The following is a 22,975-nucleotide window of genomic DNA, read 5'->3' on the forward strand; positions in this document are numbered from 1 at the left end:
TTAGCTTTAATTTACAAACTTGTTTTTGATATAATAAGAAAACAAACCTTAATCGTTCTATGGATAATATTATTGAAAGTAAGGTATCACAGTGGCTGAATGGCCAATTTGACGCGGATACCGTAGCTGCGGTCAAAAAATTGCAACAGGAAAACCCCGATGAACTAGCCGATGCATTTTACCGTAGCCTGGAATTTGGCACAGGTGGTTTACGCGGCATTATGGGTGTGGGTACTAACCGTATGAACAAATACACGGTTGGTATGGCTACCCAGGGATTTGCCAACTACCTCAAACAGGCCTTCACCGGAGAGATCAAGCTCGCTATTGCCCATGACAGCCGTAACAACAGCCGCTATTTTGCTGAAGTAGCAGCTAATGTACTGGCAGCCAACGGCATCAAGGTGTACCTGTTTGAAAGCCTCCGTCCTACCCCCGAACTGTCTTTTACCATCCGTCACCTGGGTTGCCAGGGAGGTATTGTACTGACAGCTTCCCACAATCCAAAAGAATATAACGGTTACAAAGCCTACTGGAACGATGGTGCACAGCTGGTACCTCCTCACGATAAGAACGTTATCCGTGAAGTAGAAAAGATCGCTTCAATTGATGAAGTGAAATGGTCAGGCGGAGAAGCCAACATCATCCCGATCGGTAAAGATGTGGATGAGGCGTACCTCCAGGTACTGAAAAGCCTGAGCATCCAACCCGACGTGATCAAAGCACAACACGACCTTAAAATAGTTTATACCCCGATCCATGGTACCGGTATCACCCTGGTGCCGGAGATCCTCAAACGTTATGGCTTCACCAACGTACACGTGGTGGAAGAACAGTCTACTCCGGACGGTAACTTCCCTACAGTAGTATATCCTAATCCGGAAGAGTCAGAAGCGATGAGCATCGGTCTGAAGAAAGCAAAAGAACTGGATGCGGCGATCCTCCTGGGTACCGATCCGGATTCTGACCGTGTAGGTATCGCTGTTAAAGACCTGAAAGGAGAATGGGTACTGCTGAATGGTAACCAGACAGCTGTACTGTTGTTCAACTATATTATAGAAGGCCGCAGACAGAAAGGTCTGGCAGGTGATACCGATTACGTTTGTAAAACGGTGGTGACCTCTGATCTGATCGATGTATTCGCAGCACGTAATAACGTGAGCTGCTACAACGTACTGACCGGTTTCAAATGGATCGCTGATCTGATCAGGAAGAAAGAAGGTAAAGAAAAGTTCATCTGTGGTGGTGAAGAGTCTTACGGTTACATGATCGGCGACAGTGTGCGTGACAAAGATGCGATCGCTTCTGTAGCCCTCATCTGTGAGATGGCTGCCTATGCACTTAGCCAGGGCCGTTCACTGTATGAACAACTGATAGATATCTACGTTAAATACGGTTATTATAAAGAAAACCTGATCTCTATTACCAAAAAAGGTATGAAGGGAGCAGAGGAAATTGCTGACATGATGCGTGGCTATCGTGAGAACCCGCCAAGCACTATCAACGGCTCCAAAGTGGTTACTTTATACGACTATGAGCTGCAGCAGGTAAAAGACCTGAAAACAGGCGATATTAAACCTATCGATCTGCCGAAGTCCAACGTATTGCAGTTCTTACTGGAAGACGGCAGCAAGATCTCTGCACGTCCTTCTGGTACAGAACCTAAGATCAAGTTCTACTTCAGCGTTAATCAGCCGCTGGAAAATGCAGCAGGTTTTGATGCAGCTACCAGGGCGCTGGATGAGCGTGTACAGCACATCATCAAGGATATGAAACTGAAATAATCTTTTGTATAAAGACAGTCCCGGTACGACCTTACAGGAAGTACCGGGACTTTTTATTGATGGATAAGAGTAGTCAGCTTATACGAGGTAGGCCAGCTTGATATCTTCATTCTCCATTTCCACCATCACCATATCCTGGAGGGTAGTGGCCAGGGAATAACCTACAAAATCCACTGACAGCGGATATGACTTATGCTTACGGTCTACGAGTACAGCCGTTTGTATCTTTTTAGGAAGGAACTGCAGGAAAGGCTTCAATGCATACAACATAGTACGTCCGGAATTGGCGACGTCATCCACCAGTACGATCACGCGGTCATTGAAATCTATATCTTCAGAAAGCGTTACTCCTTCAGGACGCTGTTTGTTCAGGTCCAGGCGTAATAACCTGATACGCAGTGGAGAGATCTCCTGCAGTATCGCAGCAATTTTTTCAGCCAGGATCATTCCCCTGTCCCAGATACCCGCAATGATCAGTTCCTGTTCATCACTGTTATGTTCGTAGATCTCGTAGGCGATACGTTTGATCTTCTTCTCTATCACATCCTGGGTCAGGATCACATTCTTAGTTTCCATGTTAGTCATTTAACGGGGTAAAATTAGGAAAAAGAGTCCATAGTCAACAAAGAGTAGTCGATGGCGGATCATCTATTTTTCGTTACATTGCTATAAATTAGGAAGTCAAATCTGACGTATGCATATAATTCAGGAGCTTTTATTTGTAATTGCCTTTGGCATTGCTGTATACCTATTTTACAGAAAAGCCAGGCAGATCAGGCAGAACATACTGCTTGGCAGGGACGTATCATTGAACGACGACCCTGCCGCACGCTGGAAGAACGTGTTACTACTGGCATTCGGACAGAAGAAGATGTTTCGTAACCCCCTTGTTGCTGTCCTGCACTTTTTCGTATATGCGGGTTTTCTTATTATCAATGTTGAGATCCTGGAGATCATCCTGGATGGCATCCTGGGTAAGCACCGGCTCTTTGCACCGTTACTGGGCAGCCTGTATCCGGTGTTGATTGGTTGCTTTGAGATACTCGCAGCCCTGGTCACCATTGGCTGCGCGATCTTCCTGGTGCGCAGGAATATTGTAAAGGTGAAGCGCCTGAATCAACACGAGCTGGACGGCTGGCCACGTTCTGATGCGAATTATATCCTGGTCACAGAGATCGTACTGATGCTGCTGTTCCTGACAATGAACACCGCCGATCAGGCCCTGCAACTGCGTGGACATGAACATTATATCAATACCGGTACCTTCTGGGTAAGCGGTTATTTTGTACCACTTTTCAGCGGACTGTCGGACGGTGCCCTTATTGGCATTGAACGGGGTTGCTGGTGGCTGCATATACTCGGGATCCTTGCATTCCTGAACTACCTTCCCTACTCCAAACATCTGCATATTATACTCGCGTTCCCGAACGCCTATTATGCCGATTTACGTCCTAAAGGCAAGGTGGAAAATATGCCGGCCGTTCAGAAAGAAGTGCAGTTGATGCTGCAACCTGAACTGGCTGCGGCAGAAGCACCTGCCGCCGACATTCCTAAGTTCGGGGCCAAAGATGTACCTGACCTGACCTGGAAGAACGTACTGGATGCCTATAGCTGCACAGAATGTGGCCGCTGTACAGCCGCCTGCCCGGCTAATATCACGGGAAAGAAGCTGTCTCCTCGTAAGATCATGATGGATACCCGCGACCGTGCCGAAGAAATCGGTCTGCAGATCGCTAAAAGCGGCTCCTTCACAGAAGATGGCAAAACACTCCTCCGCGATTATATAACCGAAGAAGAACTGCGTGCCTGTACTTCCTGCAATGCTTGTGTACAGGAATGTCCGGTCAGCATCAACCCGCTGCACATCATCCTGCAACTGCGCCGTCACCTGGTGATGGAAGAATCCAGTGCGCCGCAGGAATGGAATATGATGTTCAGCAACATCGAAAATAATATGGCCCCCTGGAAAATGAGTCCGGACGACCGGGACAAATGGGCGGTCGAAATGAATGGATAAAAGCGTTAAACTGATAACTGATATAACATGCAAATAAAAACGATGGCCGAATACTTCGCCAATGGCGAAACACCTGAAATTCTGTTTTGGGTGGGATGTGCCGGCAGTTTTGATCAACGTGCACAGAAAATTACCAAAGCCTTTGCCACTATCCTTGATAAAGTCGGCGTCCGTTTCGCTATCCTGGGTAAGGAAGAAAGCTGTACCGGCGATCCGGCGCGCAGGGCAGGCAATGAGTTCATTTTCCAGATGATGGCGCAGAATAATATTGCTGTGCTGAACGGTTATGAGGTTAAAAAGATCGTCACGGCATGTCCACATTGTTTCAACACCTTACGTAATGAATACCCTGAGCTGGGAGGTCATTATGAAGTGATACATCATGCGACTTACCTGCAACAACTGATCGATGACGGAAAGATCCGCATGCAGGAAAGCGGCTCTTTCAAAGGTCGTAAGATCACCTATCACGACTCCTGCTACCTGGGACGCGCTAATAACATCTATGAAGCGCCCCGCAAAGTGCTGGAAGCACTGGACGCAGAACTGGTAGAAATGAAACGTTGCAAAAGCAATGGACTCTGCTGCGGAGCCGGAGGTGCACAGATGTTCAAGGAAGAAGAGAAAGGTACTACGCGTATCAACTTTGAAAGAGGCAGGGAAGCGGTGGACACCGGCGCTTCTGTCATTGCTGCAAATTGCCCTTTCTGCATGACGATGCTGACAGATGGCGTAAAAGAACAGGGAAAAGAAGATAACGTGCAGGTGCTGGATATTGCAGAAATGATCGCACAACAGATGGTTTAAATCTATGTCATCATATTTGTCCCCTGAAATAAATTATTTCAGGGGATTTTTATTTAAATTCTACCTATGAAACTGCTGTACATCTTTGTGCTGTTACTTTCCTTTGGTGCTGTCCGTGCACAGGAAGTAGGGCTGTTCAATAAAGATGGCAAAGCCATCGCCTACATAGATACCGCTGACAAGGATATGCCTGTTTACCTTTACAATGGCAAGCCAGTCGCCTATCTTGACAAAGACAATATATACGGCTTTAATGGTAAACACCTTGGCTGGTATGACAAAGGTTTGGTCAGGAACCAAAAAGGAGAAATTATCGGGGCCAGTAAAGAAGCTTCTAACAGGTATACGGAATATGAGCCGTTCAAAAGCTTTAAACAGTTCAAACCGTTTAAAACATTTCCCGAGTTTCCGCCTTTTAAAGTGATCGGACAGCTTTCCTGGACAGACGACTCATTTGAAAAATTTCTACTGGCTGGCATGTCAAAACAATGACAGCTATCCGCTTAATCAAGGAACATGTATATACCTTCACTTAATAAAATGGACGACCGGCAGGAGATCGTTGCCTTCATGCAGCGTTTCAGCTTTGGCACGATCATTCACAGTATCGATAATGTGCCGGTTGCCACTCACCTGCCCTTTCATATTTCCGAACGGGAAGAAAAAATATTTATCACCGGGCATTTCGCCAAAGCCAATGATCAGTGGCAGTGCCTCGAAAAGGGTCGTTCACTAGTGATCTTCAGCGAACCACATGCCTACATCTCTCCTTCTAATTATGAAAAGTTACAGGAGGTACCTACCTGGAATTATCTGTCCGTACATGCATACGGGCAAGCCAGGATCATTACGGCACCAGCGGAGGTAATGCACCTACTGGAAAACAGCATCCAGGACTATGAGCCTGCTTATATGCAGCAATGGCGTGACCTTCCGGATGCATTCAAGCATAAGATGCTCCATGGAATAGTGGCTTTTGAGCTTGCTATTGATGACCTGCAGGCTAAAAAGAAGCTCAGCCAGAATAAAACGCTTACTGAACAGCGTAATATCATTGATAATCTGTCCAATAGCCCTGATAGCAATGCCGTGCTTACCGCAGCATACATGCGCAAAAGACTGGATGGGCACGCAGGCTGACCACCATCAGCAGGTGGAAGTCATTTTTTTGGTAATTTTGGGCTATGAAACAGGAAATCAATCAACTACTACCGGCAGACTTTCACCCGTCTTCCCGGGTCTGGATATATCAGAGTAACCGCCCTTTCCAGGAAAGGGAATCCGCAGAGATACAGGAGCAGCTGGATCAATTCGTAGCCCACTGGCAGGCGCATGGCGCCCCTGTAAAGGGTTGGGGCAAGCTGCTGTTTAACCAGGTGATCATACTGATGGCTGATGAGTCTATGACGGCTGTCAGCGGATGCAGCACTGACAGCTCCGTTCGCATCATCAAAAGCATTGAGCGTCAATATGAAGTGAATATGTTTGACAGGTTGTTGCTGGCGTTTGTAGTAAAAGAGAAAATCCAGTTGCTGCCAATGCAGCAGGTGCCTTATGCGCTGGAGAAAGGATTCATCGATGAGAATACGCTGTACCTGAATAATACGGTGCTGACCAAAGCAGAACTGGAGCAGAACTGGCTGCAGCCGTTGAAAGAGAGCTGGCTGGCGAAGAAGTTTTCACTGGCATAAGTTATTGAAGATATTAAAGGATATCCCGGAGTGTGCTGACATTCCGGGATTTTTGTTTGTATACTCACCGCCCAATGAACGCCAGCATATGCTGCAAGGTGGCCGCCTGTTGTGCTTCCCTGCTGATCGTAGCCCGATTGTCATTCAGTTGAAAACCGTAATAACCAAATTGCGCATGATTAGCACCAGCGATGTGTACAAATTGAGTGGTAGCTGGCAGTTTTGCCTTATTGGCCATTATCGACTTCTCATCAGCAACCCCGTCTTTGTCACCCCAGATCTTCATTACAGGAATATTACTATCTGCAATAGAAATATCCCGTGGATGCGAGCTCGCTATCAATATCAACTTATCAATCACTCCAGGGTTTTCATACACAAATTGCGCCGCCATTTTTGCGCCCTGAGAATGGCCTGCCAGGATATAAGTCAGGCTGGTATCAGCAATCAATCCCAATTCCTTTGGAATCGTATATCCCCTGGTAGCAAGCCTCCACGGCATTTTTATGAGATAGACCTTCATGCCGCTATCTGCTATTTTCCGGCAAAGCGGGACATAGGCCACAGGATCGACCAATGCACCCGGATAGAAAAACAAGATCTTCCGGGAGGGTGTGGCCGGAGCGAACAGGTAAAACTGGTCTTCCTGGTATACGCTGACAGCCGGGCTGCTTTGCAGGTCTTCTTTGGGAACATTGTGTGCCTGCACAGCATACGCCAGCCAGAGGGTAAAGAGCAGTCCTGCAGTTACCCAGATTGTTTTTAAGATCTTTTTGAACGTCCATTTTCGGGTCATAAAATGGGGGGTTAGGTGTTATGTGAAGTACCGAATATTTTAGGGTACAGGTCGGGAGAATGCCCCGGTGATTGTGTCAATGAAGATATCAAAATCTTCGCTATGATGTACCTCTCGTTACTGACTGCTTCGTGGATATCGACTCCACATTCAATAATACAGCTGCTCATTGTGTAAATGTTCCTTTTTGTAAGAGATGCTTATTGATTTAGCTGTCGCAATCTATTGGTTCACAGATAATGAAAATTAAAAGCAACTAAAAACGGAGAAGCCGTACTTGAAATCAATGCGCAGATGGCAGGACATTTTGAAAAAATACAGGAAGCGGCATTACCAGCAGATGCCTTTAAATATCTGAATGGTCCTGCCATCATTTATCCATTTTTACGGAGGCATGTTTATTCGTTAATCTGCAAAGCCGGACTGGGGGCAATGATGTTACCTGCTGTCAGTTTCCAGCCCAGGTAGTTGCCGATAGTTTTGTTATGTGGAGAATATTGCATAAATTTTAGGAATGTAAGCGGGAATAGCTCAGTTGGTAGAGCATTAGTTTCCCAAACTAAAGGTCGCGGGTCCGAGTCCCGTTTCCCGCTCAGATGAAATCCTCCAGAATGTTGAATAGTAGCATTCAGGGGGATTTTTAGTTTTGAGCCTAGCTCCAATTAATAACCCAATGTACCCTCTTACCTTCAATTTGGGTATCAGAATGGGCATCAAAAAAAAAACCTCCAGAGGAGGCATCAGTATTGAAAATTTCAGAGGAAGAATTAGACTACGCTTGCGTTTAAATGGAGAAAGATACGCTTTGAGCTTACCTTATGCATACTTGCCAGAGAATATGCACCATGCTACCGTTAAGGAAACGGAAATTAAATTGGATATACTTAAAGGCTGTTTTGATAGTTCGTTAGAAAAGTATAAGCCTGTCCCCACTCCTGCTACATCCGTTCCTCCCAAGCCGGCCATTATCTATGCACACGATTTAGCCGGTAAATTCGAAGACTGGACGGTACAAATCAGAAATGTCAACATTGATAACTCTTTCGACTATCTATGTACAAAGCGTCTACTGGAAAGTTGGAAGAATGTTCCTATTGAAGATATACCAGCCCAAATGGCCGCAAAGAACTGGGGAGTAGTCACCTACAATAGAAGGCTTAATTTCCTACGAAGTTTCTTTACATGGTTACAAGATACAGCAGTCATTTCATTCAATCCCCTATTACACATTAATAGGCGAAAATCAGGCAGAAAGAAAGCTAATGAGCGAAGGAAACCGCTAACCGAGGAAGAAATCGGCAAATTATTACAGGCGGTAGAAAATGATACCTTTTGCCCGAAACGATCTGCCTATAAACACTCACATTATTATCAATTCCTGAAATTTATTTTCTTAACAGGTATCCGAAATGCTGAGGCAATAGGATTGCGAGTTAAGCATATCGATTTTGAAAGCAAACAGGTAGAAATCTCAGAGACCTTCGCCCGTACTATAAAAGGCACCAATCATGCTGCCAGAATCACTAAAGGAACCAAAACGGAGAACGTAAGATACTTACCTTTAACAAATGAACTAATCACAATCCTGGAGCCCAATGTTATTGACAAAAACCCTGACTCCTTTGTTTTCCTTTCTCCGAAAGGACTATCCATCGATGACAGGATGTTAGGAAAACGTATTTTAAAGCCCATCCTGACGGCTTTAGGCATTGAGAATAGAGATCTTTATGTCGCCCGACATTCCTTTGGCACAAGGGCTGTTCAGCAAGGAATGGCGATAACAGATGTCGCGTATTTGATGGGTCATAGCACGATAGAAACCACTATACGTAACTACGTTAGTGTTCAGAAAAAGGCTATAGCGCTGCCAAAAATGAATTAAAGCAGGTAACATAATTGATCTTTAAGGTAAGGGAATTGGGTACAGGTAATAGCTATTGAGTATCAAACGCAATACACTCCTACTGTGTGAAATGTTGATTATAAACGACAATATTGGCTATTCTGCAAACTACTATATGAAGATGCTTATTTTGACTATTTCAGCAGTTGAAGCTACTGTTTTTGTTGGGTAATAGGGACGAACTATCGCCAACCTCCCTTTTACCTAATAGGGTTAACGCGTGACGCTTAGCGCTTTCGAACCGATGCATCGGTGAAGGAGATTTGCGTTGCGCGTGATCGCTTAGCGCTGCACAAAGCTCCGAAAAATAAATAAGAAAGTCAATTTGTTCAAAATTTCTTATGATGTAGGTTATAACCTACATTTTTTATCACAAAATCGGATGATCTGCCAATTAGTACAAGGAAAAGTAGGTTATAATCTACTTTTATAAATGAGTTGACTAAAGCGGATTTTTAGGCAAGAAGTCCTGGGGAGAACAGTTAAAGATTTTTGCCAACTCGTTTAAATGCCGAATATTATATTTATCTCTCCGCTTACTACTTTCAACATTTGAAACGAAGCTATCAGCCATACCCAGATGTTGAGACAAATCTATCTGCTTTAACTGGGCTTCTTCCCGGCGTTTCTTCACGCTTTGTATAACGTACATATCTATATCCGAGGCATGAGGCTTAGTTTCCATTGCTATTTTTCGTAAAGCACGAACAATGTGAATAACTTATCAACCGGACATGTCCGGTTTTAATATTTTTTATTATCTTTACTAAATAGCAATTATGACATGAATACATCTTAATAGCATATTCATAGAATTAAAATACTATAAGCGTGTTTGCTTTGCTTTCCGTTGCTGAAAACTGCGACCTTTCAAAAAACTACGGAGAGAATGAGGTAAATCGCCTATACTTGCATTGGTGTAGGCGTTCTTGTCCCGTAGTAGGGTGTCGCAGCCCTTCAGCACGATAAGAACTAACCTGCACCATTTTTATTTTCTTCAAGGTTAGCCCATCACGCCCTGTACATTCCATCAACTTCCATTTACAAAACTGAATTACCAGATTCTTATCGGTATATGGGTAAAGTCATGCCACTATCTTCTGTCCTCAACAATATTGAATATAGATCATTGACTCTTAGAAGCATTTTAAGGGAACAGATATGCGCGGAACTCGGCTGGTCAAATACAGAATATTATAACAGGCTAAAGATCCCGGATATAATTAATCATAGAAAAATGAATGTCAATTCAGCTTTAACACACGACGAACGTGTTAAAATACAAATAATTGCCAGAAGACTACTATCCGATTCTGGCCCAGATATGGCTAAACCCGCAGGCCACATCCTCTTACGAGATTTACAAACCAACACTTAATCAGAAAATATCATGACAGAAAGAAAACATCACCAGCAGTATGAAAATCCTGGCAATCTACTGTATGACATGAAATTACTGCTAACGGAACTACCGTTGAAATTTCGTGAAATAACCTCCCATGAATGTGCATGGAGTCTTCCAACTTACTATCGGAAAATGCGACCATCGACAAATGAAGGCAATACAAGCTCTAATCTCTCCAATGCAGAGGTTAGCATGGTTTTCACAGTAATGGACGGTATAGTAAATGATTTTGTAAGAGAATATGAAGAATACAAAGCGGAAAAGCAGAAAAACATATCCGAAATGGACTCCTGATAAGGAGTGGCTTGATAGACATCCAAGGAAAATTTTAAGCACAACTAAGGGTAAAGAACTATCAATGTCCTTTAGAACGTTATATGATCAACTGAATAGTGCCAGTCATATCTATGAGCAGCATATCAATGCCGCTCGTTCTCTTCTATTTAAGAAGCTTCTAAAAATCATAAATTGTATTCATGATTATGAAGAAATTCTTTCCACATGTGATTGGAATCTCAGAACTCCGGTTTCAATACAAAACTGGGGAAGTGTTTCTGTTAGTAATCTTTTGGCAGATAGTGATGGACGATTTTTCGAACTGGTACGTAAATTAGACAGAGACCGTCAAGACGTATTAAGGAATCTTTTTCATGCTAAACCCAAACGGAAAATCATTTCCAGAGAGCAAAATCTCCTGAAAAAACTGGACCAACATATTAGTGCATTTAATACTCGCTTTCGCGATAGTGTATGTCATGAATGCAACTGGTCAATTGGAACTTATTACAGGAAAATTCGGAAGTTTAATTGCCATTATCTTTATCAGGGAGACTATACATACTCAAACTTATCGAACGCCAAGAAAGAAATGATAATAAAAGTCCTTACCGAAGAAATATAATAATCTCTGGGCAGTTATGATGAAATATGGCATATAACGTCCTTCTACAGAGCCTCTCATTCAAAGAGTGGATAGCTAACCATAAATTTCACTTACCCTTTAATGACAAACGGTCGTCAATTTGCCACAAAGACACGACAAGATGTCAGTATGATATTTTGTTCTTTTTTGGTCTAGTTTTTGCATCAGTCCGCCTCATGAGAGCTTGTCACGAGAAGGCGTAAGTCATCTTTTGGCACGATTGCCCAAGGACTTCATAGACTTGTGTTGTTAATTAGGACTCTGTTCTATTGCATCAAGTTTATCTGTTCCATGTGTAACCTGATGGAATCCGCTATGCATGACGGCATACCTATAGATATAGTGGAAGCAGGAGCCTTTAAAGAGGGCGCGCACAGGCAATCGGTCATTGTGGATAAAAAATTTTGTTGATTCAAAAAAATCCTCACCTTTACAGATGAAACATCGTTTACAGTCTGCTACTGGTACTCGACAGACTCAAAAAACGCGATCGATAGTACCCCATCCAATTCTAGTCTTTGTGAACAAACAAAGATGGTATTTGTCACGAGAAGGCGTAAGTCATCTTTTGGCACGATTGCCCAAGGACTTCATAGACTTGTGTTGTTAATTAGGACTCTGTTCTATTGCATCAAGTTTATCTGTTCTAGCTTACCGTAATGCTGTCATGCTGATATTTCTATCAATCTAAGGACATTACAATAAATAATAGGAAACGAAGCTATCTATTCGCCTATATGCTACTACAACAATTAGCTCCAGAAGAATTTCTCTTAGATAAAGCCTGGAGATTTATAAATAAGGATAACCTCGAATCATTCGGAATTTCCGGCGAGACGATCGCAATTTTTAAAGCTAATCTAGCAACAAAAATCCCATCCATTTCAAAGCAGCTGATTACTAAGGAATACAAGTTCTCTCCGACAAGAGCTTATGTAATTCCCAAAGACAATGGCAAGTTAAGACCCCTTCAAATTCCTGAAGTCAGAGATAGAGTGGTACTTAAGGGTATAGCAATCATTTTAGAGGATATTTTAAACCCATTATTGTCATTCAGCAAAGACTACAGCTTCGCATATCAAAAAAAGATGGGGGTAAAAGATGCGGTCTTGAAAATGGTTGAATATTACAATCAAGGATACACTACAATCTTAGAAGCTGACATAAAAGACTTCTTCCCATCGGTTAATAGGATGGAGCTCCTTAACACACTTTTTTCCCATCTTACAGATGACAGTTTAAATGATTTGATAACTCAGGGAATTAGTCAAAAAATAGACGGTCTTGACAAGATTGAGTCTAGACACCGGAAATTATTTCATAATAATGGTATTCCTCAAGGAAATCCCCTTTCACCGCTTTTTTCTAATCTTTATCTGCGACCATTCGATGAACGGATGATCAATGAAGGATTTAAACTGATCCGTTATGCAGATGACTTCATCGTCATGTGCAAAGATTCTGAAGAAGCTCACAAAGCATGGAATATAGCAAGTGAAGTCCTCGAAGGACAGCTAAAACTAGAGTTACACAAACTAGACAATAACCCTGGCTCAAAAACCAGAATAGTTAAGCTTCCCGACTACAGCTTTTCTTTTTTATCCGTCGCTTTCGACGGAACCTCTATATATCCAAGTGTTAAAAGTGTTGAACGCTTTATCCAAAGAATTAATAAATTATGTAATCTACATACAGAAAGTCCTGATGTTTTAACATTATTAACAAGAATGAAGAATACGTTGGACGGATGGATTTCCGCATATAGCTACACAGAAGTAGAAAGACGTATTGATCAGATTGATAATGCAATAAACGAGCAGATACTAAATGCACTAACAAGACTCGATTGGCACCTAAAAGCCAAAACCCTTGGCAAAGTTCCTTTAAAACAGAGAAAACAAAAATTGTCAGGTCAGGTTATTTCAAGCAGGCAACGAACCAATTCAGGAGTTCCACAGTGCAAAGATATTTTAGAAAGAAGACGGGAAGAAGACATAAAGAAAAAGGGCACCCAAAAAGAACCGCAACCTATAGAAACAGTTACTCAATAATCACTGCTTTAGCATCCGATATTATACCTTATCTTGCTGTTGAAAGCAGGAGATATTAAAATCACATAAATCTCCATTACCAAACAATTATTCCATACCACTGAACTATGAGTTATAAATTCCCAAGTGTAAAACTAAATAAGCAAGGACTCTTTGGACCTACTCAAAGAAAACACTATTATAAACCCGTTACCTATCACAATAAATCTGCTAATAATAACCTGCATAAAACCAAATGGGTGTTAAAACAAAACGAGCAGTATGAGGCTTTTCGGGTTTCTGACGAAGCGGTGTGGCATTGCGATAAGAATTGCGGTTTGTTTTCAATTCTCAATAAAGGTGAAGTTATCCAAGGCAGTAATGATGAACGACTCTCTTTCTTTCCTACCCCGAATAATTCGATCGATGCATGGCATGGCTACCCAGTTGACACAAGCCAATATGAACCAAGTACAGAGCTAGTTGACAGGTGGTTTGAAGAAGCTATTATTGATGAAAGAATTAGAATTAAAATACTAAAAGCTCAACTATGAAAACAATAAAATTTTCTATTGAGGTCAACGCGATCGACAGCTACATATACAGTGGTCACATTTTCCTTGTGCTAATTGATGGAAGACTTGTTTTTGCTCCGCTTAGTAAGATAATGTGGAGATTAGTTAGTAAATATCCTGAATTCGAAAATTTACTGAGGCTTTCCTTCCAACGCAATGACTATCTTTCGAATAAGCAAAGCGACTTATTTTGGGGCGTTGGACAACTTAGAAATGTATTCGCTAAACTCTGGGAAAAAGCAACTGAAGAAATAGACTTTCTAATAGAATTCAACGAGGAAGATTTCAAAGTTATTTCGGAGATACCTTCAATGCCCGTGCTTGATATGAAATTATATGCAATGAGGATGTATGTAGGGTGTAAAGAAGGTCTTTATGAAATATTGTTAAATCCAGAAGAAGATAAATATACTTTACACCCCTCGAAGCCTGAAAAGAGATTTGATGTAAAAGTCACAAACCTTAATGCTAAATCAGGTGAAGTAATAATATCAGCAAATAATGATGGCCTTTTCCATGGCAGTTTTTTAAATGAAAGAAACAAACTTCGCGTAGAAGAAAAAGCAGTCGCTAACAAATCTATCAGAACTGGTTGGTCTAGCTATGACGTAATAAACTATGATGCCCCCAGCTCATTTGAATATTTTGTAAATGAAACAACGCCGATCAAAGAGAAACCAGCATACTCCAAATTTGATGAATTTACCGAAAGAAAAAGAATAACTGAATTCGGAAAATCAAAGTTCGGTGTGTCTCAACTTCTTGAAAGATCAAATATTAGAAAAGATGACATCAGCTATTGCTTCAATAGTTCAGGAACAGGCTTCTTCTTTTTAAAGGATGGAAGATTCGTCAATATCAATCTAAATAAAGACGATAAAACAGATTTATATTTCAAATCCAGAACTAATGACTTACCTACACTTGAATCCTTTCCAAGCAAATCGAATCGGCCAATCTCAACATGTATAGTACCAAGAGGATGTGTTGTTGAATTTTTTGATAAAGTTGTACTCTATCAAAATTCAAAAGCAAAAGTAATTGAGACGTCTCCAACTATAAATATACGAACCTATCCAAGTTCAATTCGATATAAAAATTTAATAAGCGTAACAAAAGATGACTATATTACTTTGCATTCAATTTATCCATTCGTTGAAGAAACAAATGATTTTAGGTTAGATACATTAGATTTTGAATAGTGCAGTGTGAGTCAGCTCAAATTACGTCGTCACCTATCAAACGTCTAAATATACTTGCGACTCAAAGTACGCCCCAATTCATGGCGATATTCCGTGTTATATAAACAACTTACACACAGTAACTATATGATATAACTTTAACCATTTAATCAATTACTTTAAATGCCGGATTATCAATGTATCGCTGCCGGTTTTGTGTCTTTAAGTTTCCTGTTATTTTTATATTTTTACCTTCCTCGAATGCCAGCATGGCTTCATGCAAATTCTTCCCTTCCAAGATCACTTTTGCACTAACAGCTTTTTCATCATCACTTATAAACCTAAACGTGATCTCTCCATCTTGCCTATTGCTTATATCAGGATTCGCTCGAATTTGGGAAATTTTCCCTACGTAATCACCTTGTGTTTCTATTACATTGGGTCTCATACGCTCGATAATTTCTTTTATTGGTTCAATATAATCACGTGTTAATGATACCAAATTAGGCACATTTGTAGGAGGAGGAATTGTTGGGGCCCAACTCGCCAAAATTTCGATATTTGCATTTTGTGTTAGCTCATTTAGTTCGACTATCGATTCCAAAAAATTACCACTGATAAGACTCTCGTTATCCGCCTTAATTAGATTATCTAAAGACCCTTGCTCGATATTTCGCTTTACCGTTTCTATCGAAGTCATCAAACGCTTAGTTACTTTACGAGTAAGAGATTCAACCAAGGCATCTTCTGATGAGAAAAGGGATAGTTGTACAGGTCTTTCATCATCAGACGGTTTTATGAAAGGACAAACAATAGAAGCAACATAACTACCTCGTTCACTCTGCCCTAGAAAACAAGCATCGATAAATTGCAATGCTGATTTATAAGCGATACGTTTATGATATAAAGATGGAACTATTATATCACTTGCCGAGCAAAGCAACGATTTTTTTGCGCTTTCTAATAATTCAAACCCTGTCTTTAATGGAATAAGTCCTATTTGAGTTGATTCATCGTCAACTCTATATCTAACAATATCAGCCGGGGGAGCAATCAAATCATTGATTACCTGCCACTCGTCTCTATTCTCATATAAAGCAACTTTCCTTATTGCAGAAAATACTGTCTGCCGATAATCGGCAAATTCACGGGATAACGGCAGCATTATATCCAGTTTCGAATCGTCATTGGGGGAGAAAAAAATGGCTACTGACTGATTATTTGTTGGCATTTTTTTCCATCCTCTAAGCGATAAATATTGTTGCAAAGTCGCGAAGCTGACGTTATCAACTATATCCAATATTTTTTGGTTATATGTCATATTCTTTGCTGCTTAGATACCTTTATCATTAGATCTGTTAATGTGCTTGGCGAAAATATATTTACTGACGGCAAATATATCGTAACATTAGTTGTATTTGCACTATCTGGCAGCCCATTGAGATTCACATAGTAAGCACAATTTCTTATTATCAAATCATTAGGAGAATGTGATAACCAATCTATCCTATTGCTGGGTAAATGTAGAACAACTAAAATTCTAGGCGAAAGAACATTTGCACGCAGATCATCGTAATTCTTTAACGGTAGGGAAAAAGGATAATCGCTATTAGCATTCAAAGTTAAATTTTCCGTCGCCTTTAATTGAATTTTCAGGTCTGGTGATCTTACTGTTGAAGAGCCTGGAACCAGCCAGCCATTGCATGTTATCGTAACATCAACACTGTCAAAATCTGTCGTTGTATCTTCGCACGCGAAATTGCAAGCGGCTGCAACAGCTTTGACATAAGCGATACTGAGATGCTCCTTTACTTTATTTTCTGTTAGCATGCTTAAATTTCATTTGGATTCCCAATGAAGAGTGAGCGTATACAAATAGGGACATTAAGCAAATAATGTTCATTAATGCAAATCGCACTATCTGTTTTTATACCCTAGGGCTGTCGCTATTGCCTCTAATCCTGTTGGATGGGCATCTGTAGAAGATATAACGAAAGCACGTTTTAACAATTCATTCTGTTCTGCTTTTAATGCCAATGTTAACGCCTCAAAATCAGTTAGTTTGTAACCTTCTTTTAACTCCTTCGCTATCTCTTTGACATCTGAGGAAATATTAAAGCCGTGTGCAAGCCCCATAAGAATAACATTTATTGATATATAATAAACAAGTAAGTAGGGAAATTACTAAATAAATGAACATCATTAGCATATTGCATTAACATCTATTACATACCTTCTCTCAAAGAGGGAGCCTTTCTCCCCTCCCCCATACACACCTCAACCTTGGTTCCCCCGCCCTTATTAGGAATTTCCATTTCAAATGATGGATAGATACATCCGGCGAAAGGAGGTATAATAACGGGCTAAAAATGGCCTACTCAACATTTCAGAAATACCTGTATATATACAGAATATCGCATTTTCATACATAAAACTTATTGCTTTATATAGCATTTTCAACGTTTCATCATTACCTTTGAGTCAGTGAAAAAAGTATATTATAAACTACTTCACCTACCGCAAACAATATTTTGGGTTACATTTTTGGGTATCATATTATTGGTAAAAGGAAACTATCCACACTCACCGAAGAAGATTCCATTCAAATTCAGCCTTTTATGGAATAGCTCAGTTGGTAGAGCATTAGTTTCCCAAACTAAAGGTCGCGGGTCCGAGTCCCGTTTCCCGCTCAAAAATCTTCCATAATACGCTGGCATAACAGGAGTCAGGATTTCTGCCCGCAACCCTCGGCACACTCCACATATCCGGGGCACCAAGGCGGTAGCCCGGTTTGACCATACACCTGCAGGGGTAATAACAGCAGGCCAGCAGCCAGGAGTTTCTTCATTTTCATCGGTATTGGGGCTGCAAGATAACAATACAGCCTAAACCACGGCGAGTCCATCCCCACTAGTACAACTTGTTACAAACATTCGGTTTACCTTTTGTCAAGCATTCATCAGGTAAGCTTTCACCTCCGTTTCTCCTCCGTTTTAAGACGGAGGAGAAACGGAGGTGAAAGCTTACCTGATGAAGACTAAACCTAATCCTCACAAGAGCAAACAACCTACTAAAGACATACCTAAACCATGCAATACAAAACCACCTGTTAACCAGCAATAACACAACTATTAAAAATCATTACATTTGATGTATGAGCGGGTGTCAGCGGTGACGCTCTCAGGAGAAGCTTTCACCCCTTCCTGAAAGCACCCTTATGCCTAAATCAGCTATCTTGAAATATATACTCCTGTTCTTACTCTCGCTGAGTGCCTGTACCCAACCTGCTCCCGCACCAACAACCCACAACAGCGAAGATAAGCTGCATCAGACCGAACCGCCCGGCCAAAGCCATGTGACCCGGAATGGTGACACCGCCGTTCTCCGCACCGCCATCAATAACCGGAAGATCGAAGTATTCGCGATTGCAGACTCCCTGCTCCGCCTCTCACAGGAAGGCGAAGCAACTATCACCATTCCTTTTTATACCGAATTATTTGCCTATTGTGATACCATGGACATCAACAGGGATCACCAAAATGACCTGTTCATTTATGGTCATCCTAACATGCACGGCCAAATGTCACCATATGTATTTTTAAGCAACAATGAAGGAAAACTACGCTACCGGGAAGACCTGAGCATCTGCAACCTATGTTACGATACCGCCACTAAACAGGTCATTAGTTTCTACATAGGTGGTGTATTCAGTGACCATACCAAAGATGCATACATCTGGAAAAATGATAGCCTGCAATTGGTTCGTGGTGCGTCAATAACAGTTATACAGGAAGGCGCCGCTATGTTCGACAGACTGCAATTTTATAAGGGAAATAATCGAAAAGTGTATCGTACTGTAATAGAAAATAGTGGAGCCATCTGGGATACCGCCGTTTTTAAAGAATACCCTTCCATTTATTTTCGTGATTAATTACCTGAAAACATACCGCCAGTGAGCGTCATTTCAAGGCCCTCACTGGCGCAGCAACCATTCCCCCTCCTTTCCCACCGCGATAAAAGTTCCAACACCGGTTTCCCCAATATTTTATATATTTATCCTTTGTTTGCACGAATAACCTATTTAGTTAACCACATACCATATCAATCTGAAAACGAATGGCCTTATACACTCAAACCGCAGTGTCCATAGGAGATCAGGAATTCCGGCAATTTCATGAAATCCACCTCTCCCAATCCATAGAGGGACATCACCAACTCACATTCAGTATCGGTTATGACTGGCTGCTGAAAGCGGGCAAAGACCCTGTATCTTCCGGTAAATCCTTTCTCGGGCAGGAAGTACGTATGTCCGTTCAGGCAATAGAAGGCAGTAACGACCTTAAACCGCTCTCCTTTAATGGTATTGTCACCGCAGTTACCTTCGGAAAATCCAGTAACGGCATCAATGGCCACTGTACCGTCGTGGCTTCCAGTCCGACGATATTACTGGACGGTAATCCGCATATCCAGTCATATGAACAGCAGGACCTCTCAACTATTGTAAGTACCGTTCTGAAAGCCAGCAGTGCCCATCCGGGTGGCCAGGAGATCAATCCTGTGTATAGTGGCAAACTGAAGTATATCGTGCAGTACCGGGAAAGCGGATATAAGTTCCTGCAGCGCCTGGCCCAACGCTATGGCGAATGGTTCTTCTATAATGGTCAGCAGATCATCTTCGGGAAATATCATCCGCAGAAAACGGTCCTCTATCACCAGGTCAACCTGGTCGATTTCAGTCTTACCTTACGTACCCTGCCAAATAAAGTCGCCCTGAAAGGACTGGAATACCGGCAGTATTCGTTTATGGAAAGTAATACCAGTAGTGTATCAACCGGCGGAATAGACAGTCTCACCCAGCATGCGCAGGCCCAAAGCGATAAACTATATACCAAACCTTCACAATACAAAGTGCCTTATGCCTTCAGCGGTAATGCGAAGGAAGAACTGGCCATACTGGCTAAACGCCAGAAACAATCACAGATGGCTCAGATGGTCGTGGTCAACGGCCGTAGTAAATGTACCGCGCTCCGTTTAGGCGATACCATCAGCATACAGGAAAATATCTTCTCTACTGAAGACCACGGAGAATATATGATCACCGCACTGGAACATCACTGTGATGGGAACGGCGAATACTATAATCTCTTCGAAGGCATGCCGCTGGCTGCTGCTGCGCCGTATCTCGACCTGGACAATATTCCCTTCTGTGAAGCACAAAGCGCTACCGTAATAGAGAATTTTGATCCTAAGGGCCTGGGACGTATCCGTGTCCGGTTCAGCTGGCAGAACGGCACTTCCCCCTGGATACGCCTGATGCAGCCGCATGGTGGCGGTGATAAAGGCTTTTACTTTATACCCGAAGTGGGGGAAGAAGTATGGGTGGATTTTGAAGGTGGTAATCCGGAAGCTCCTTTTGTTACCGGATCGGCCTATAACGGCAACGCCAAAACCAATTTTGGCGATACGATGAATAATGTGAAAGTGATCAGTACCCGCAGCGGTCATACAATAAAACTGGACGACTCCAGCGGACAGGAATTTATCACCATTGCCGATAAAGGTGGGAACCTGATCGTGATGGATACTAACGGACAGAATATTTCTATTACTGCTCCCGAGACTATCAGTATCAACGCCCGTAATATCACGATCCAGGCAGGAGAAAGCATTGATGTCAATGCCGGCATGAATATCACGAATGCCGCCGGCATGAACATGACCCACTCCGCCGGTATGAATATCCTCCATAACGCAGGCGACAGTATGAGCCAGTACACTGTCAATGATTACCGGCTAAGCGCCACCAACATTACGAAAATAGCCATGGAAAACATGGATGTACAGGCAAAGAAAATTGAGAAGACCGCCGAAGAAATGAAGGTAGACAGCTCCAAAGAAGAGATGACCATCAACTCCGGCAAGTCCGTCGCCATCAAAAGCGCAGAGAAATCAAAATTGTTCTGATCCAATCTTGTACCATGAGCGAAAATAATGTTGGCAACATAGTTGTCATCAGTAAAAAATATAGGGAGAACGGTGAAAATATACGGTGGAACAGTGCTGGAGAAACCTCCCTCCGGTCAGGTAAGCGTATCAGAATGGCCGGTAAACAGGACGGTGTCACATTTCACAAAAATGATCCGGTCACACTGAACGCAGCTACCCCTGTCAAAGTGTTAAAGGTGACGGGGCCAAAGAGTGTGGTCAACCATAACACCTACGAGTTCCAGGCGACTGCCTTCAGTGAACAGGTACCCGATAATCAACTGATGCTGGTACACTGGGCCTACTCATTTGATGGCGGCAAAAACATTGAACCTTTTAAAACAGGTACTACCCGCGCAGAGAAGGGTATCGCCTATAAATCCATCACCGTAGCCGGTAATAGCCAGGACAAAGAAGTCAGTGTCTATGCCTTCTTCCGTAAGCCAGACCCTAATGTAAAGGTCACTTCCCAGGTGATCTACCTTCCTCTCGTCGTAGATGCCTATCGCGTACCCGGCCTCAACGAGGATGGTGCTGATATCGCCAATGATATGGCCTATGGCAAAGGTAAACCTGCCAAACCGGTATATAGCGCCGGAGAACTGGCCAGCTACAAGGCCAGTTACCTGGACAAAGGATTTGATCCTGCTACGGATGCAAAGTTTGCTAATGCGGATACAGCAAACAAAGGCATTTACAATGAACAACAGGTGCTGGACACGGGTGCGCTCATGCGCTTTTCCAACAGCACATCTTCTGATGCCAGTCTGTTCAGACAGTTCAGAGATATGGTCGATCTCATGGCCAGAGGGGGACTGAACGACAACATCCATAACATGATCGACAAGTTCGAAAGGAATGAAGGCGGCGTTTATGAGAATGCAACGCTGACGGCCGCTGTACAGGCTAATCCGTCCACCATCAGGTTCTGTACCGGTATTGAAGATGAAATGGCCGACCGTATTAAAAAAGCCGGTGGTGACCTGAGCACCATGGAGGATAAAAAGATCTATTACGGGAAAGAAGCGGGGTATAACCAGCAACACCCCTACGGACATCCCTCCTTTCCCTATAGCAGGGATTACAACCTGGTGAAAGGACTGACCATTGCCATCAATGACGTGTGGTGTTATAAGGTCACGCTGACTGCATTTAAGATCACCGGCAATAACTATAAAGCTAAATATGAAGTGCTGCTCTGGGACCATTTCGGTCTGGACCTGCCGGATATGCAGAAATTCTATGCATACGGCGCCGGCTTCCGGGCCTGGTTCCTCCTGCAACACGTCAGGGGATATAAACCTTTTCTGACCAGGGTACGGTTTGAAAAAGAGTTCACCGGTAACATCACTGAAGGCGCTGCCGAAAGGAAAAATAAAAGAAAATGAGCGTACGTATGATCCTCTTATGTGGCATCCTGATATGGAGCAGCTGCAACAACAGCAATACCACGACAAAGTTTATTTATCTGCCTAAACTGGAACATAAAGGCATGGCTGATATCGACCTGCAATTAAAGCCCGTGTGGTACCAGTATGCCCTGATAGAAAATGCACCTGATAATATTGACAGTCTGCAGCACCTGATTAAACACTATAGCGACAGCATTGTGAACAAAGCCGCTGTAGAAGGACATTACGCCAGGTACTTTATACAGTTCTTCAATCACTCCGGCAATACGGAAAGCTACACGAAAGGTAAAGACGATTTCTGGGACACACATAATGATCTGTCGCAGGAAATGGAGGATTATCGGGGTGAATACCGCTATGAAGCCTGTCCGACCGATTCCCTCCGCGGAGTATGGTCAATAGAAGTAAAATCAGGCGATGTCTTCCAAAGAGATACTATCCTCAATAACTGTAAAAATTAACCCTTT

22 protein-coding genes, 1 tRNA gene and 1 pseudogene are annotated in these 22,975 nt (G+C 42.5%); 18 read left to right on the plus strand and 6 right to left on the minus strand.

Features of this window, described 5'->3' with window-relative positions:
• The first annotated feature begins 59 nt into the window (after positions 1–59).
• The gene (locus GWR21_RS09615; protein WP_162331528.1) at positions 60–1,784 is read left to right on the plus strand and encodes a phospho-sugar mutase; all 1,725 of its coding nucleotides are present in this window, start codon (positions 60–62) and stop codon (positions 1,782–1,784) included.
• A 78-nt stretch (positions 1,785–1,862) separates the two neighbouring features.
• On the opposite strand, the gene GWR21_RS09620 is transcribed toward GWR21_RS09615, so the two are convergent.
• Positions 1,863–2,360: a phosphoribosyltransferase family protein gene (locus GWR21_RS09620; protein WP_162331529.1), complete on the minus strand. Its 498-nt coding sequence runs from the start codon at positions 2,358–2,360 to the stop codon at positions 1,863–1,865.
• Between the two features lie 118 nt (positions 2,361–2,478).
• Here GWR21_RS09620 and GWR21_RS09625 point away from each other — a divergent pair, with 118 nt between their 5' ends.
• From GWR21_RS09625 to GWR21_RS09645, 5 genes are all read left to right on the plus strand, one after another.
• Positions 2,479–3,801 (plus strand): (Fe-S)-binding protein, encoded by a 1,323-nt coding sequence (locus tag GWR21_RS09625; protein WP_162331530.1) that lies wholly within the window; start codon positions 2,479–2,481, stop codon positions 3,799–3,801.
• A 27-nt stretch (positions 3,802–3,828) separates the two neighbouring features.
• Complete coding sequence (locus GWR21_RS09630; protein WP_162331531.1) at positions 3,829–4,608, plus strand: (Fe-S)-binding protein; 780 nt, start codon at positions 3,829–3,831, stop codon at positions 4,606–4,608.
• Between the two features lie 66 nt (positions 4,609–4,674).
• Positions 4,675–5,100, plus strand: a complete 426-nt coding sequence (locus tag GWR21_RS09635) for a 4-fold beta flower protein (RefSeq protein WP_162331532.1) — start codon at positions 4,675–4,677, stop codon at positions 5,098–5,100.
• Between the two features lie 24 nt (positions 5,101–5,124).
• Positions 5,125–5,748 (plus strand): FMN-binding negative transcriptional regulator, encoded by a 624-nt coding sequence (locus tag GWR21_RS09640; RefSeq protein ID WP_162331533.1) that lies wholly within the window; start codon positions 5,125–5,127, stop codon positions 5,746–5,748.
• 44 nt (positions 5,749–5,792) lie between these two features.
• The gene (locus tag GWR21_RS09645) at positions 5,793–6,299 is read left to right on the plus strand and encodes a hypothetical protein (RefSeq protein WP_162331534.1); all 507 of its coding nucleotides are present in this window, start codon (positions 5,793–5,795) and stop codon (positions 6,297–6,299) included.
• A gap of 64 nt (positions 6,300–6,363) precedes the next feature.
• On the opposite strand, the gene GWR21_RS09650 is transcribed toward GWR21_RS09645, so the two are convergent.
• Entirely contained in the window at positions 6,364–7,095 is a 732-nt protein-coding gene (locus tag GWR21_RS09650) for an alpha/beta hydrolase (protein WP_162331535.1), read from the minus strand.
• A 294-nt stretch (positions 7,096–7,389) separates the two neighbouring features.
• Between GWR21_RS09650 and GWR21_RS31880 the strand changes: the two are divergent.
• The 3 genes and pseudogenes from GWR21_RS31880 to GWR21_RS09665 all read left to right on the plus strand — a co-directional run.
• Positions 7,390–7,494 (plus strand): annotated as a pseudogene (locus GWR21_RS31880) (hypothetical protein); the annotation flags it as partial.
• A 121-nt stretch (positions 7,495–7,615) separates the two neighbouring features.
• A tRNA-Gly gene (locus GWR21_RS09660) sits at positions 7,616–7,688 on the plus strand.
• A 113-nt stretch (positions 7,689–7,801) separates the two neighbouring features.
• On the plus strand, positions 7,802–8,977 hold the full coding sequence (locus GWR21_RS09665; protein ID WP_162331536.1) for a tyrosine-type recombinase/integrase: 1,176 nt from the start codon (positions 7,802–7,804) through the stop codon (positions 8,975–8,977).
• Positions 8,978–9,440: 463 nt separating this feature from the next.
• Here GWR21_RS09665 and GWR21_RS31680 read toward each other — a convergent pair whose 3' ends face one another.
• Entirely contained in the window at positions 9,441–9,683 is a 243-nt protein-coding gene (locus GWR21_RS31680) for a helix-turn-helix domain-containing protein (protein WP_162331537.1), read from the minus strand.
• Positions 9,684–10,388: 705 nt separating this feature from the next.
• Here GWR21_RS31680 and GWR21_RS09675 point away from each other — a divergent pair.
• The 5 genes from GWR21_RS09675 to GWR21_RS09695 all read left to right on the plus strand — a co-directional run bounded on the left by GWR21_RS09675 (position 10,389) and on the right by GWR21_RS09695 (position 15,132).
• On the plus strand, positions 10,389–10,697 hold the full coding sequence (locus GWR21_RS09675) for a hypothetical protein (protein ID WP_162331538.1): 309 nt from the start codon (positions 10,389–10,391) through the stop codon (positions 10,695–10,697).
• Complete coding sequence (locus GWR21_RS09680) at positions 10,645–11,304, plus strand: hypothetical protein (protein WP_162331539.1); 660 nt, start codon at positions 10,645–10,647, stop codon at positions 11,302–11,304. Before GWR21_RS09675 ends, GWR21_RS09680 begins: the two co-directional genes overlap by 53 nt.
• 758 nt (positions 11,305–12,062) lie before the next feature.
• A complete protein-coding gene (locus tag GWR21_RS09685; protein WP_162331540.1) occupies positions 12,063–13,376 on the plus strand; it encodes a reverse transcriptase domain-containing protein in 1,314 nt (437 codons plus the stop codon).
• Positions 13,377–13,483: 107 nt separating this feature from the next.
• The gene (locus GWR21_RS09690; protein WP_162331541.1) at positions 13,484–13,909 is read left to right on the plus strand and encodes a hypothetical protein; all 426 of its coding nucleotides are present in this window, start codon (positions 13,484–13,486) and stop codon (positions 13,907–13,909) included.
• Positions 13,906–15,132, plus strand: coding sequence for a hypothetical protein (locus GWR21_RS09695; RefSeq protein ID WP_162331542.1), 1,227 nt, complete (start codon positions 13,906–13,908; stop codon positions 15,130–15,132). The genes GWR21_RS09690 and GWR21_RS09695 overlap by 4 nt, the downstream gene beginning before the upstream one ends.
• A gap of 145 nt (positions 15,133–15,277) precedes the next feature.
• On the opposite strand, the gene GWR21_RS09700 is transcribed toward GWR21_RS09695, so the two are convergent.
• The 3 genes from GWR21_RS09700 to GWR21_RS09710 form a co-directional block, all read right to left on the minus strand.
• Positions 15,278–16,432 carry a hypothetical protein gene (locus GWR21_RS09700; protein WP_162331543.1) on the minus strand — a complete coding sequence of 385 codons (1,155 nt, stop codon included), beginning with the start codon at positions 16,430–16,432 and terminating at the stop codon, positions 15,278–15,280.
• Positions 16,429–16,941 carry a DUF4365 domain-containing protein gene (locus GWR21_RS09705; RefSeq protein ID WP_162331544.1) on the minus strand — a complete coding sequence of 171 codons (513 nt, stop codon included), beginning with the start codon at positions 16,939–16,941 and terminating at the stop codon, positions 16,429–16,431. Before GWR21_RS09705 ends, GWR21_RS09700 begins: the two co-directional genes overlap by 4 nt.
• Before the next feature lie 87 nt (positions 16,942–17,028).
• Complete coding sequence (locus GWR21_RS09710; protein ID WP_162331545.1) at positions 17,029–17,247, minus strand: histidine kinase; 219 nt, start codon at positions 17,245–17,247, stop codon at positions 17,029–17,031.
• A 1,099-nt stretch (positions 17,248–18,346) separates the two neighbouring features.
• Here GWR21_RS09710 and GWR21_RS09715 point away from each other — a divergent pair.
• From GWR21_RS09715 to GWR21_RS09730, 4 genes are all read left to right on the plus strand, one after another.
• Complete coding sequence (locus tag GWR21_RS09715) at positions 18,347–19,042, plus strand: hypothetical protein (protein WP_162331546.1); 696 nt, start codon at positions 18,347–18,349, stop codon at positions 19,040–19,042.
• Positions 19,043–19,227: 185 nt separating this feature from the next.
• Positions 19,228–21,075, plus strand: a complete 1,848-nt coding sequence (locus GWR21_RS09720; protein ID WP_162331547.1) for a type VI secretion system Vgr family protein — start codon at positions 19,228–19,230, stop codon at positions 21,073–21,075.
• Positions 21,076–21,089: 14 nt separating this feature from the next.
• A complete protein-coding gene (locus tag GWR21_RS09725; RefSeq protein ID WP_162331548.1) occupies positions 21,090–22,484 on the plus strand; it encodes a DUF3289 family protein in 1,395 nt (464 codons plus the stop codon).
• On the plus strand, positions 22,481–22,969 hold the full coding sequence (locus GWR21_RS09730) for a hypothetical protein (protein ID WP_162331549.1): 489 nt from the start codon (positions 22,481–22,483) through the stop codon (positions 22,967–22,969). Before GWR21_RS09725 ends, GWR21_RS09730 begins: the two co-directional genes overlap by 4 nt.
• The last annotated feature ends 6 nt before the right edge of the window (positions 22,970–22,975 follow it).

The sequence above is a fragment of the Chitinophaga agri genome (assembly GCF_010093065.1).
GTDB lineage: Bacteria > Bacteroidota > Bacteroidia > Chitinophagales > Chitinophagaceae > Chitinophaga > Chitinophaga agri.